The 14,772-nt window shown below is 57.4% G+C and carries 5 protein-coding genes; all 5 read left to right on the top strand.

What is annotated here, in order from left to right; genetic code table 11:
* Positions 1–14 precede the first annotated feature (14 nt).
* Positions 15–878, top strand: a complete 864-nt coding sequence (locus J3P85_RS03555; protein ID WP_411387460.1) for a methyl-accepting chemotaxis protein — start codon at positions 15–17, stop codon at positions 876–878.
* Positions 879–1,132: 254 nt separating this feature from the next.
* Entirely contained in the window at positions 1,133–3,667 is a 2,535-nt protein-coding gene (locus tag J3P85_RS03550) for a Tc toxin subunit A (RefSeq protein ID WP_434704934.1), read from the top strand.
* 27 nt (positions 3,668–3,694) lie between these two features.
* Positions 3,695–7,489 carry a neuraminidase-like domain-containing protein gene (locus tag J3P85_RS03545; protein ID WP_434704933.1) on the top strand — a complete coding sequence of 1,265 codons (3,795 nt, stop codon included), beginning with the start codon at positions 3,695–3,697 and terminating at the stop codon, positions 7,487–7,489.
* Positions 7,486–11,946 carry a SpvB/TcaC N-terminal domain-containing protein gene (locus J3P85_RS03540; protein ID WP_434706320.1) on the top strand — a complete coding sequence of 1,487 codons (4,461 nt, stop codon included), beginning with the start codon at positions 7,486–7,488 and terminating at the stop codon, positions 11,944–11,946. Before J3P85_RS03545 ends, J3P85_RS03540 begins: the two co-directional genes overlap by 4 nt.
* Positions 11,943–14,750 carry an RHS repeat-associated core domain-containing protein gene (locus J3P85_RS03535; RefSeq protein ID WP_434704932.1) on the top strand — a complete coding sequence of 936 codons (2,808 nt, stop codon included), beginning with the start codon at positions 11,943–11,945 and terminating at the stop codon, positions 14,748–14,750. Before J3P85_RS03540 ends, J3P85_RS03535 begins: the two co-directional genes overlap by 4 nt.
* The last annotated feature ends 22 nt before the right edge of the window (positions 14,751–14,772 follow it).

The raw sequence follows: 14,772 nt of genomic DNA, 5'->3' as shown, positions 1-14,772 counted from the left end.
AAGGCATCGCCCGCATGGGCGTGACCCTGCGTGACCTGATCAGCGGCATCCGCGACGGCGTGACCCAGATCGCCAGCGCCGCCGAAGAACTGTCCGCCGTGACCGAGCAGACCAGCGCCGGGGTCAACAGCCAGAAAGTCGAGACCGACCAGGTCGCGACCGCCATGCACGAGATGACCGCTACCGTCCAGGAAGTGGCGCGCAATGCCGAAGAGGCCTCCCAGGCCGCAGCCGCCGCCGACGGCGAAGCCCGCGCCGGCGATCAGGTGGTCAGCGAAGCCATCGCCCAGATCGAGCGCCTGGCCAGCGAGGTGGTGCGCTCTACCGATGCGATGACCGTGTTGCAACAGGAAAGCGACAAAATCGGCGCGGTGATGGACGTGATCAAGGCAGTGGCCGAACAGACCAACCTGCTGGCGCTCAACGCCGCCATCGAAGCCGCCCGCGCCGGTGAAGCAGGCCGTGGCTTCGCGGTCGTCGCCGACGAAGTCCGTGGCCTGGCCCAGCGTACGCAGAAATCCACCGAGGAAATCGAAGGCCTGGTGGCCGGCCTGCAGAACGGCACCCAGCAAGTGGCTGCGGTGATGAACAACAGCCGCAACCTCACCGACAGCAGCGTAGCGCTGACTCGCAAGGCCGGTGTGTCACTGGAGAACATCACCCGCACGGTGTCGAACATCCAGTCAATGAACCAGCAGATCGCGGCCGCCGCCGAGCAGCAAAGCGCCGTGGCTGAAGAGATCAGCCGCAGCATCATCAACGTGCGCGACGTCTCCGAACAGACCGCCGCCGCCAGCGAAGAGACCGCTGCCTCCAGTGTGGAACTGGCGCGGTTGGGCAATCAACTGCAGATGATGGTGAGCCACTTCCGCGTCTAATACCCGCCTCTATATCTGCATGACCCACTGTGGGAGCGAGCTTGCTCGCGAAGGCGTCAGATCAGCCAGCATTGAAGTTGACTGACCCACCGCCTTCGCGAGCAAGCCCGCTCCCACAGGGTTTGCATCAGCGCAGCCCACAAATCGCTCTTTCGTACAAATCTCCAGCCTCTAGTCCTACCGCCTTTCTTTGCCCACTCCTGTACGGTTTTCGCTTGGACAAGCACATTCCGTTCGCACAGGAGAGGCCCCACATGGACGTAAGCAACAACTTACTGTTGCACAGGCTCGTTGGCTCCCACGACGGCGAGGACGCCACAAAAACCGCTTTGAAAACCGCCCTGGAACAAATGGGCGTGACATCGGTGTTCGACATTGTGCGCATGAGCAAGGCGCAATTCGCCCAGGAAGTCGCCAGGTACTGCGATGCAAATGCCGAGCAGGCCTACGACAACGCGCAGAGCCATGCCCGAAGGATCAGTCGCTTATACCTTGAGCATCAACTCTCCTCCAGCAATACCAAGCGCCGTGTCCGACGCAGCCTGGGTTCAGACCCGACATCCGGGCCGATCAGCTATCAAGCGCTGTTTCAGGAAAACTGGGATCAATTCTGCAAAGACGGTGACATCGCCGCGATCGACTCGCCTGTGGCCTACCTGCGTGCGCTGTACCGGTTCGCCAGGCGGCTGGAAGGCAGCTCCACGGATGGCCGCAAGATATCCCTGGCATCACGTCGACCGGATCTCGACACACTGATGCTCGATCCACAGAGCGCCTTGGTTCCACGCCCGATGCTCAACATCGTCAACGACACGTTGCGCAGCCATATCGAGGCCAGTCTCAATGAGAGCACAACGGTTCATCAGGCCTTGGCCAGCGCACGCTATCCCTTTTCACTGCCCTATGACCTTCATCATCAGCAATGCCTGCTTGGGTTGGGCTCAGGCAAACCAGCCTTGGGCGAAGTGAATTACCGGATCAGTCTCAAGCTTCCGTTTTGCCAGGACGGCTCACCGTACGGATACGTTTCGCAACCACCCAGCGAGGCGCAAAAACTACTTTCAAGGCTCAGCCCGCAGCAGCAGAAAATCTTGCTCGCACCGCTCGCTTCGGATCTAGATTTCGAGGCACTGGAAGAAGCCTATGGCACCAAAGATCTCGCAGGCCTGCGAGACCTCAAATGCTTCAGGGAGCGCACCGGGCTATCGACGGAACAGGTCGAGCAGCTACTGGGGCATGGCAGATACAGCCCTCGTGTATCGTCCAATAACCCGCCCTCGACTCGTAACCGCCAGGACGCTACTTACATCAATGGCCCCTACGCGTCCCCGACGCTACAGCTTGAAACCCAAACGACCCGACAAGGGTTCAGTCACAAGTCCTTCGAACGTTTCGACCGCATGCAGCGAATGATCCGACTGCAGCAATGGACGGGCATTCCCTTTGCCGAACTGGATACCTTGCTCATCAACATCATGCATTCGGAAGGCAACACCGAAATGACACTCAGCGCCAATACCTTGCGAGCGCTTGGGGTCTATCAACACATGACGCGGCGCCATGGCATCACACCAGACGAGTTTGCCTCGTTCATCAGCGAAATGCCGACTCGCGCTAGCGCAGAGCGTGTTTCGTTGTTTGACCAGGTATTCAATCGCACCCGCCTGCTCGAAAGCCCTGCATGGGAAAGGCAGGCGACGGATCTCGAAACCACCGACCTGAATACGCTCAGCTACCTCGGCGCGGGCCTGGGACTTACCATCACTGAAGATGCGTTGTTGCTGCTTGTGAAACAGACTGAAAAATACCTGCCTTTGAAACAGGATTTGCCGACGATCTCCTCGCTCTACCGTCAGGCCCGTATCGCACGGATGTTCGGACTGTCGCCTCTTGAGTGCACGGAACTGGCTCGGTTACTCGGTGGGGATAAGTTCTGTCGGGCGTTGGTGACGGGGGCACTGGACACTACGTCCCCCGACATTCTCGACGTACTGATGGCGATGAATTGGGCAGTGGACTGGCTCAAGCAAAACCCTCTCGATGTGCTGGCGTGGTGTCGCCTGTTCGACACTTCCAGAGATGACTTACCGTTGAATCAAACTCTGGAAAACCGACTGGCCGCACTTCGAGAGCACGCCCAATCCACCAGTGACTACCCACGCCTGGTAGAAACACTGCTGCACGATATCGCTGACTTGTCCGCCGAGTACTCCCCCTGCGTGATGAAAATGGCCGAGACGAATGCCGAGGAAGTTGTCGACGCCATCATCTCAGCTGACGGCAAAGCCCCCCCGTTGCTGGCGCGCGTGCTTCGCACCGCGCAAGCCTGCCAGCACTTACATCTGAGCAGCAGCACGCTACAGACATTGATGGACCACCCCACGTGGTTAGCCTCGAACAGTTCGGGAACGCTTACACCTCAAACACTGTATCTACTCGAACGGTTCAGTCATTGCGCAAGACATCAGGCACAGTCAGAAGAGAACCTGTTGCACTACTTCCAACTCACCAATCAAGACCTGTCACAACATTCAGCAGAGACAGCCAACGGACTGTTGGCCCATCTGCTGGGCTGGAACGTTGAGCAAGTGAGTTGCCTGACAGCGCAACTGCCTTCAGGACGCGCCACCACGATGCAAGACGTAGATTGGGTCATGCGCTGCCAGGCGTGTTGCATCAGTACTGGCCTGTCGGCAAGCCTGCTGCTCAAGGCCGCCGCACTTAATGGCGACAGCCCGACCGAGGAGTGGAAAAACGTCGGTGAAGGGCTGATCGCGGCGTGCCATTGATGCGTCCATTTTATTCAAGGATTGAATATGACCGTTGCCATGAAAAAGCAGCTGGATGAAAGCCTGCGCGATGCGCAGTTGGCGTTCTACCTACACACGATCGCGCCGGGCAAAAGCTTGCCAGGAGCAGTGCGACTCAAGACTGCCCGAGACCTTTATGAATATTGGCTGCTGGACGTGCTGGTCAGCCAGGATGTGCCCACCACGCCCGTGGCGTGCGCCGTCGCCAGCCTTCAGCAATACATCAACCGCATCCTGATGAATATGGAGCCCGGTTACGACCGGGCAGGCATAACGCCCGAGCACCTGCAAACGTGGCGCAACGAGATGCATCAATACCCCATCTGGGCGGCCCATCAAAAGCTGCTTTATTTCCCGGCAAGTTATCTGGACCCCACCCTGAGGAGCAGCAAGAGCGACAACTTCCAGCAGCTGGAAAACGCCCTCAACCAGAACCGAATCCAGGCCGATGCGGTTCAGTCGGCGGTCATGGGCTACCTGACCCGATTCGAAGAAATCGCCAACTTGAATATTCTCAATGGCTATATCGATGGCGAGGACTTTGCCAACAGTACTTACTACTTCATCGCCAAATCCCGCACCGAAAACACTTATTTCTGGCGCTCGCTGGACATGGCGCAACGCCCGCTGAACGGTCCGCCACCACAGCCCCCTGCCATCGCCCCCAAACTGGATCAACCGGATCCGTATGCCTGGTCGGATTGGGAAAAAGCCGATGTGCCCATTCCCGAAAGTGCGGTGGAGCACACGATTCGTCCTGTCTGGTTCAACAACCGTCTGTTCGTTGTCTGGGCGGAATGCATCCATCAGGACCCGAAAGCCTCCAACATTGATTCCGCACATGCCCCTGCGCTGCAATCGGCGACAAGCCATCCGCTTTTTCGCTTGAGCTTTTGCTTCAAAAAGCAGAATGGAATATGGAGCACGCCGCGAATTTGTCTGCACCGGCATTGCGAGGACGAAGCGCTTTACGGCAAGGATATCAATGCTATCAAGCCGTTGTTATGTACCGTTGCAGAGCACCATCGCAACGGCACGCAGGATCTGCTTTTTCTGACATTGGGGGCCAAGGCCGACACGAAACCTGCATCCGACGACAACTGCATTTTTCTTGGAACCATTCGCATCAATAAAGACCTTAGCTTCCAGCCCTACTTGTCGGACTCTCCACCAGAAAAAACGGAAATCGAATTCAAGCATCTCAATGAAGCGCTCCGAGAAAAGTTTTTTAATGACCAGCGCATTCAAACCAAAAATTCTCTCCTCTTTACGCTCGTTCACGAAGATAAAGAAATAGCGGCCTTTCTGCCCGGGCTCCTCTTCTTACCTTCCAAAGCCAATCCAAAAATCACCGGACAATCGATAAGGGGTCAGGGAACTGTTCAGTTCCTGGACTTTTCCACATCCACTTTCCCTGACAAACCAAGTCAGCCGATCAGATTGAACACCACGTTCGCCGCAGAACTGATCCGCCGTACAGAGAACGGCCTGGATGAGTTGTTCGACTGGACGACACAACATTTGCCAGAACCGACCCTACCCGACGGCGTCAACAACGGGATGGACTTCCACGGCCCTTACGGCCGCTACTTCACCGAACTGTTTCTCTACTTGCCATGGCTGGTCGCCCATCGTTTGAACGCCGAGCAGCGCTATGACGAGGCCGAACGCTGGTTGCGCCGCGTCTTCGATCCAAGCCGCGGCAAAGAAGACTGCTGGAGGGCCGTTCCGTTAATCGATAGCAGCACGCCTTCGTATGCCGACCAGGCGCCCCACGACCCTCATCAGATCGCGCTCAGTCATCCAGCTCACTTTCGCAAGGCGCTCTACTTCCTGTACCTCGACATCCTGATCAATCGAGGCGACGCCGCGTACCGCGAACTGACCCCTGACGGCCTCAGTGAGGCAAAGCTGTGGTACGTACGGGTGCTGGATCTGTTGGGACCACGCCCGATCGTTCAACTCATCGATGATTGGGCGAGCATCAGTCTGCAAACGCTGAGCGAAGCGACCAACAAGAACTTGCGCGAATATGAACGATCGGAGCCCCACTCCCAGGCCTTATCGCCAGTCCGCGAGGGCACTTCGCACGCGTCATTGCCAGCCATCGATAGCCCGCATTTACGCCTACCGTTCCACCCGCAGTTGCTCCAGTGCTGGGACATTGCAGAAAGCCGCCTGTACAACCTGCGGCACAACCTCGATATGGCCGGCAAGCCGCTGCATCTGCCGATATTTGCAGCGCCGCTGGATCCTCGCGTGTTACTCAGTTCCGCGGTCTTGAATACTTCGGACAATACGGTTCGAGGGGTGCCGCCCACAGCTATCCCGCACTATCGGTTCTCGGTCATGCACAACCAGGCCTTGAGCGCAGTAGAAAGCCTCAGCCAATTTGGCACCACGCTGCTGTCGCTGATCGAGCGCAAGGAGCAGGCACAGCTACAAGAGCTACAGCAGCAGCAAGCCTGGAACCTGGCGAAAATTTCGGTCGACCTGCAACGCCAAGCAGTGAATATCGATCGTCAAAATCGCCAGGCGCTGCTCGCCAGCCAGGCAATAGCTCAAAACCGCTTAACCCATTACAAAAAACTGCTGGACGATGGCCTAAGTCGCAAGGAAATGGACGTCAGTGTGTACTCCATATCCAGCGGTTCGTTTGAGGCTGCTGCTTTGGCCTTCCAAGTGGCGGCGGCGGGGCTCATGCTGGCTCCAAACGTCGCGGGCCTCAGTTTTGGCGGCAGCCGTTGGGAGGGGCCGGCGCTCGCGGCCTCTGCGGCAGCCCATAGCGCTGCGATCATAAACCGCACGATAGCGGCCGACCTTGACCGTCAAGCCATATTCGATCGCCGCCGGGAAGATTGGCAACACACCTATGATCAATCACAGCTCGAACTGGCCCAGATTGACGCACAACTGGCGCAATTCACCGAGCAGGAAACCGCCACTCGCCTGCAACTGCGCCTGGCCGAATCAACCCTGAGCCAAACCAAGACTCATTACGACTTTCTCAGTAAGCGCTTTACCAGAGCTCAGCTGTATCAATGGCTGAACAGCCAGTTTGCCGCCCTCTATCGCCAGGCCTACGACACCACGCTCTCCCTGTGTTTGGCCGCCGAGCAATGTTGGCAATACGAAATCGCCGATTTCGACACGCGATTCATTCAGCCCGGCGCATGGAATACCACCTATCGAGGACTTGGCGCAGGCGAGCAATTGAAACTCAGCCTGTTGAACATGCACGCCGAATATCTGCGCCGTAACCAGCGAGAGCTGGAGATTCGCAAGACGATTTCATTGCGTCTATTGAAAGACCAGACCAAGACTTCAACGATCAACAAGCCATGGTTGGAAATGCATGCCGAACTGAAGAAAGGCCAATGCGAATTCGAGCTGTCCCAAGAACTGTTCGAGAGTGATTACAAAGATCAGAAGCACTACTTGCGTCGGATCAAAACCATCAGCGTTTCCTTGCCGACCGTTGTGGGTCCTTACGAAAACATCCGCGCCACGCTGACCCAGATCTCCAGCAAAGTATTCGTGTCTGCCGATGACCCGGGGCGGGTCATGGAAGGCTGGCGCGCCAACCAACAGATCGCCCTTTCCACCGGCGTCGACGACAACGGCCTGTTCACGCTGAACTTCAATGACGACCGCTACCTTCCGTTCGAATACACCGGTGCGGTCTCCACGTGGCAACTGAGCTTCCCGAACCCCGAAGCGCAAAAAGACCTGCTCGACTCGCTGACCGACGTCATCGTGCATGTGAGCTACACGGCCAGGGTCGGCGGAGGTGTGCCATGAATGAACAAACCGCACTGCCGATCACCGCGCCGTCGCTGCCCAAGGGGGGCGGCGCCATCCACAGTATCGGCAAAGGGTGGGGCGAAATAGGCGCTCATGGCACGGCTTCCTATGAGGTTGGATTGCCGATTTCTCCCGGGCGTGGCTTTGCTCCGTCCTTGACCCTGAATTACAGCAGTTCGGCCGGCAACGGCGTGTTCGGCACGGGCTGGGGATTGTCGTTGCCCAGCGTGGCACGCCGCACCAGCAAGGGCGTGCCGGCCTATAACGACGATGACGAGATTGTCGGCCCCAACGGCGTGGTCTGGTTGCCCGAACATGGCATCAGTCCAACTCAAGTCAATCGCTACAACGACCTGGACCTGGGCACGACCTACACAGTGACGCGCCACCTGCCAAGAATCGAAAGCAGCTTCGACCGGATTGAACATTGGTCGTCGGATGGGGATACGCCGGGTTTTTGGCTCGTGCACGGGGCCGATGGCAGTCTGCATGTCTACGGAAAAAATCCCGAGTCGCGACGAACAGATCCAAAAGACGCAAGCCGAGTAGGTGAGTGGCTGTTGGAGGAAAGCCTGAATACGCGTGGAGAGCACATTCAATATGTGTACGCGGGAAATGGCGGAGCCCAACGCTATTTGAGCCATGTGCGCTACGGCAATGTGAAGGCCGACACCAGCCTTTACGCTTGGAAAACAGATCCACCGAAGCCGGACCAATGGCACTTCGAGTTGGTGTTCGACTATGGGGAGCGAAGTACCGGGCATGAGGAGAAGCCGCCCTACGCAGGCCTGCAATCGCAAAAACGTAGCGATGCGTTTTCCACCTTTGCCTACGGTTTCGAACTACGTACCGATCGCCTATGTCGCCAGGTATTGATGTTTCATCGCTTCCCCGAGTTGAGCGCCGATCCTGTTCTCGTACGGCGTGTGCTGCTTGAGTACCGCGAGACCTCCCTGGGATATAACCTCCTGAGTGCAGCGCACGACCAAGCGTTCGGCGACGGAGCAGTGCCTCAAAGTCGTCCTCCCATGGAATTTCGCTACAGCGAGTTCAACGGCCTGACCGATGTTGGCGCCTGGAAACGTTTTGAGGGCGTGCTCGACGGCGAACAGGGTTTTCAACTGGTGGATTTGTACGGTGAAGGTTTGCCCGGCGTGCTCCATCGACGCGATGCAGGCTGGTATTACCGTGAACCCATGCGCGCTAGAGCCAAGACCGATGACGTGGCTTACGGTCAGTGGCAGGAGCTGCCCAAGACGCCTGTCACCGACACAGCGAAAACGCTGCACCAAACATTGAGTGACCTCACAGGCGACGGTCGCCTGGACTGGATCATTGCCCAACCGGGGCTCAGCGGTTTCTTTTCGCTCGGAGCGGATCGCAAGTGGTCGAACTTCGCGACCTTCCAGGCGTTTCCTAGCGAATTCTTCAGTCCGAAAGGGAATCTGGCCGACCTGATGGGTGAAGGGCTCAGCGACCTTGCCCTGATAGGCCCACGCAGCGTTCGCTTGTATGCCAACCAGCGCGAGGATGGTTTCGCTGCGGCGCGGGAAGTTCCTCGCGACGACGATGACGATGCCCTGCCGGTATTCAACGGGTCGCCTTCCGAACTGGTGGCGTTCAGTGATCTGCTCGGCAGTGGCCAGCAACACCTGGTGCGCATTCGCCACGACGAAGTGAAGTGCTGGCCAAACCTGGGCCAAGGGCGATTCGGCAAAGGCATCGTGTTGGATTTTCCGGGCCTCGCCTACCCCACCTTCGATGCCTCGCGCATCCGTCTCGCGGACCTGGATGGTTCCGGTGCCGCCGACCTGATCTATCTGCAAGCGGATCGAATGCTGATCTTCATGAACCGCGGTGGCAATGGCTTCGCTCCCGCAGTTGAGCTGCCCTGGCCGGCCGGCCTGCGCTACGACAATTTATGCCAGGTAAGCGTCGTCGACCTGCAAGGGCTGGGTTGCTCCAGCTTGGTGTTGAGCATGCCGCATCTGACCCCCGCGCAACATTGGCACTACGGTTTTGTCGACGAAAAACCCTATCTGTTGACCGTCACTTACAACAACATGGGCGCCGCCAACCGCATCACTTATCGCAGCTCGGCCCAGGAATGGCTGGACGAGAAAGCCTCGAGAGTCATAGCCAAAGAGTCCCTGGCCTGCCATGTACCGATGCCCCTGCATCTGGTATCGCGCCTGGTCCAGAGGGACGAGATCACCGGTAATCGCCTGACCCAGCGGTTTACCTATCGCCAAGGTTATTACGATGGCGTCGAACGGGAGTTCCGTGGCTTCGGCTTGCTGATCCAAACCGACAATGAAACCAATCCCAACGATGCCGATTCGCCAGGTTTCACAGAGCCTTGCTTGAAAAAAAGCTGGTTTCATACCGGCCAGGCAATGGACATGGACCCACGCGACTATCACGGTGCCGATTCGCAAGCCATGGCGTTGGGTAAAGCCATACTGTGCCGATACGACGAAAATAATAGTGAGGACGAACGGGTTGTTGCGACAGACGAAGCGACCAGACTTGAAATCTGCCGCGCCTTGAGCGGTCATTTACTGCGCAGCGAGACATACGCAGGAGGCAAAAACGAGACGCTGTATTCGGTCCAGGAAAACCGTTATCGGGTCCGTCTGCTACAGGCACCCCAAGGCCCGCGGCGCTATGCTTCCCTGTTGCCCCTGCTGCTGGAATCCATCGGTTATCAATACGAAGGCCAGAGCGACGACCCGCAGTGTCAGCACCTGATCAATTTGCAGCATGATCAGTACGGTGCAGTCATTCACAGTGTGAACGTCCACTACGCCCGACGCAAAACGGCTGCCGACACCCCGCCGTTCAGCGACCCAGACCCGCAACAATGGTGGCGGGATGCTCATGATCCGGCGCAACAGTTTTACCACCTGACACAAACTCGCGCCGAATTCATCAACCTGCAAACGCCTCAGGAGTGGCGCCTGGGCTTACCTTATCGCCAGCGGATAAACGCGTTGAAACTGCCCAAGGCGACTGAAGCCGGAGGGCTGGCACCAAAGGATATTTCTTTTGAGAAGATTTCCGAACTCGTCGCAAAGCCAAGCTGGACGACCCAGGCCGTTCTCACCAGCCTGTCCGTAACACGCTACAAGGAGGCTTCGGCAAACAGAACCTTGCCAGACGGCAAAGCCAGCTTCGAAGCCCTGGTTGACCATTTGGAAACCGCCGAGCTGGACGAAAACGCCCTGCAAGCCTTCGACCTGTTACCGGAAGGATCTCGTCCTGAGGGAGCACTGTTGAAAAAAATCGGTTATGAACCCATGACCGATTTCCTTCCCGCCAGCACCTCATCCAAGACGCTCTGGTCAGTCAAAAGTGGCTTCACGACCTACGCCGGTTTGGAAGGCTTCTACAAGACCAAGACCGTGCAGCCGAGCAACAGCCACGGCGTGACCAAGATCAGCTACGACCCATACACTTGCTTTGTAACCGGGTTCGAACTGCCTGATGGCTGCACGACCAAGGCGCAATACGATTACCGTACCTCCCTGCCCCAGCGCGTCGAAGACTCCAACGGTAAGGTGCAGGAAGCCCTTGCCGATGCCTTCGGCCAGGTACTGGCCAGCACCTTTTACGGCGACGAGAACAACAACGCTGTTGGCTTCAGACCGGTCGCAGCGTTCAAGCAATCGTCCAGGAGCGCGGCAGAAGCAATCACGCAAAGCCAGGACGCTTTGCAGGACGCCGCCACCGCCATCTATTACGCGCCATTCAGTTGGATGGGAAACGTATCGGCGTCAGCCCTGAAAGACACTGACTGGCTAGCGCGCTGTGTGAGCAACGGTGATGTACTGCCGACCGGGCATATTCGCGCCTCGGCTCGCGCCCGGCTGTCGAAACTCGAAGTAATTTCTGCCGACGATAAAAAACTGAAACGCGAAATTCGTACGTCGAAACGCGAGCCGATACACATTGCCACACTGGTCGCCGATCGTTACCCCAATGACGACCAGAAACAAATCCGCATCGCCATGACGTGCTTCGATGGCTTTGGTCGCCTGCTGCAAAGTAAGCAGCGAGTCGAATCAGGCATCGCTTACGTCGTGGATGCCAAGGGCGAACTGACACTCAACGAGGACGGCAAACCGCTGGAACAGATCACCGCAACGCGCTGGCTCGTCAGCGAACGGGTGGAATACAACAGCAAGGGCTTGGCGATCCGGATCTACCGTCCCTATTTTGCTGATCAGCATCGCTACATCAACGACAAATCCTTTCGGCAGTTCGGCCATTGCGACCAGCAGTTCTACGACGCATTGGGCCGCCCTACCCACACCCGTCTCGCCAGACAGAATGGACTTTCCTGGATGCGCCGGCAGACCCGTCATCCGTGGTACACCGTGGACGAGGACGAAAACGACACGCTGGAAGAAGTCATGGCCGAACACGCCCCGACAGTTGGAGGTGAGGCATGAGCCCACGACTTCATCGCAAGACTCCCGCCATCAACGCCGTCGATGGTCGCAGCCTGCCGGTGCGCCAGGTCGCTTACTGCCGAAGCAAGGAAGGCGAAAAATCCCAGATGCGCGCCAGCCGGCAAGAGTACGACGTCGCCGGGCGGCTGGTTGCCCAGCGCGACCCTCGGCTTGCCAACGCAACTGACGCCAATCTTGCGACCGTCTACAGCCTGTCCGGCAAACCATTGCGAGTAAACAGCGTCGACGCCGGATGGCGTCTGAACCTGCCCGGCGACGCCGGACAGATTTTGCGCAGTTGGGATCAGCGAGGAAACCACTGGCAATCGACTTACGACAACCAACTGAGACTGATCACAGTCGAGGAGCAAGCTGCGGGAAAAGAGCTGCGTAAAGTAGAGTGCTTGAGCTATGGCGACAGCTCGCAGGAATCGGCGGCGCTCAATCAATGCGGCGCGCTCATTCGCCACGACGACAGCGCGGGCACGTTGATCGTCGAGGCATATGCGTTATGCGGTAAACCGCTTGGCCAGACAAGGCACATGCTGATCGACGCTGCACAACCTGACTGGCCAACCGACTTGTACGATCGTGATGGTCTACTTGAAAAGGGCGAAGGCTACAAAACGAGTTGGTCCTACGACGCACTGGGACACATCATCCAGCAGACCGATGCCGCTCGACACGAACAGCACTACACCTTCGATGTCGCGGGCCAACTCAAATCCGCGAGCCTGAAAATAAAAGGCACCGAGGCCAAGAAAACGATCGTCGAGGACCTCGTCTACAACGCCTTCGGCCAAGTCGAGTCGCAAACCGCCGGCAACGGCGTGACGAGTCGCGCGGTGTTCGATCCGGCCAACGGGCGACTGACTTCGCTCAGCGCATCGGCGCCCGGCAAAACCTTGCAAGACCTCCACTACACCTACGACGCCGTGGGGAACGTGTTGCAAATTACCGACAACGTCCAACCGGAGCGTTTCAACAGCAACCAACGGGTAAAACCCGTCAGCACCTTCACCTACGACAGCCTCTACCAGTTGACCAGCGCCACGGGGCGTGAGGCGGCCGGACTGACGCACCCTCCCGCCCTTCCTACCGCCGGTACGATTCCATTCGACCCCACGCAACTGTTCAACTTTACCGAGCTATACACGTACGACAATGGCGGCAACCTGACCGAACTGCGTCATGTTCGCGAGGGGAATAACTACACCCGCACATTGAACGTGGCCGTCGCCAGCAATCGCCTCATGTCTTGGAGCCAGGGCGACGACGCAACCCAAACAACGATGGACTTCGATGACAACGGCAACCTGCAGGCCCTATGCCCAGGCCAGCCATTGAAGTGGAATAGCCGCAACCAACTAGATTGCGTGGTGCTGGTCAAGCGCGAAAACCGTGCCGACGACACCGAGCACTATGCCTACGACAGCAGCGGTCAACGTGTGCGCAAGATCAAGACAACCCATGCCGCTGCAATGATCCGCACTGAGGAAGTCCGTTACTTGCCGGGCCTCGAAATCCGTACCCGTCATAACGAACGCCTGGAGGTCATCACCCTGCAAGCCGGACGCTGCAGCGTGCGTTACCTGCATTGGACCGAAGGCCGACCGTCCGGGATCGCGGCCAATCAACTGCGCTATAGCCTTGATGACCACCTGGGCTCCAGCTCACTGGAACTCGACGACAAGGCCGACCTGATCAGCCAGGAAAGTTACCTGCCCTACGGAGGAACCGCTTGGGTGGCATCCCGCTCCGCCGTGGAGGCCGATTACCGGACCATTCGTTACTCCGGCAAGGAACGCGATGCCAGCGGGTTGTATTACTACGGGCATCGCTACTACGCGCCGTGGTTGCAACGCTGGATCAGTCCCGATCCGGCGGGGGCGGTTGATGGGTTGAACTTGTATTGCATGGTGGGAAACAACCCGATCAGGTATGTCGATCATCAAGGGTTGGTCATCACCGATGCCCAAGGGGTGGAAATCGACCCTGTCGAATGGACGAAACAGGATGGGGAGGAACGCTCGAAAAAAATGATGGCGCCACCCTCTCCAGCGAAGAAGGGCAAACAAGGCCCTGAAGCAGACCCCGATGCCAGCCCCGGTTTTAGCAAGACAAAACGCAACAACGTTATTGTTGTTCACTCCTATGGCGTTATTAAAGATCACGCGGGCGACAAAGATATGGCCATCATGGAGCATTACAATCTTCCCAAGCCAAAACCCAACGAAAACGGCGCACCGGGATATCGCGGGGTGGACCTGCATTATAATGGCTCCGCTACGAGCGAGGATTTCCAACTGAATTTCGGAAGCTACAAAATCAGCAATGCGGCTGATTACATGGAAAACCTGGCCCAAAATTACCGAGACAGGAAAAACGACCCACACTATCAGTTTCAAGTAGATGCCGATGCGCTGAGGCTGGACCCAACGCTAAGCAGAACAATGGACGACCTGTACGAACTTCAACAGCCAACCCGAGAATTTATCGAAAGACATATCGAGGCTTCCAATGGAATCATTCCAATACTAACTGGAGGACCAGGGGCTCATGGGGAAGTTGGAGCGCTGAACACCGTTATTGCGCTCTATCCGGGGAAGCGTGAAAGAATGCTTGCGGATACGACTCTGTTCACCGAGAAATTACAGAACGTGACGCAACCGGAGCCATTTACCGCCTGTTTCAATTGCAGCGGAATCATTCCACCAAACGTTAGTATCCCAACAGGCCGCCAACTGAGGACGCCACGTTTATATAATGTCCACGTAGCGTCGATCAATGAGTATCGTCAGTAAAGTTCAGCGCGGGTAACGACCA

The organism is Pseudomonas sp. Z1-12, assembly GCF_051132015.1.
In the GTDB taxonomy this organism is placed as follows: Bacteria; Pseudomonadota; Gammaproteobacteria; order Pseudomonadales; family Pseudomonadaceae; genus Aquipseudomonas; species Aquipseudomonas zanjanensis.
Note: the sequence above shows the minus strand (reverse complement) of the source record. Positions and strands in the feature narration are given on the sequence as shown.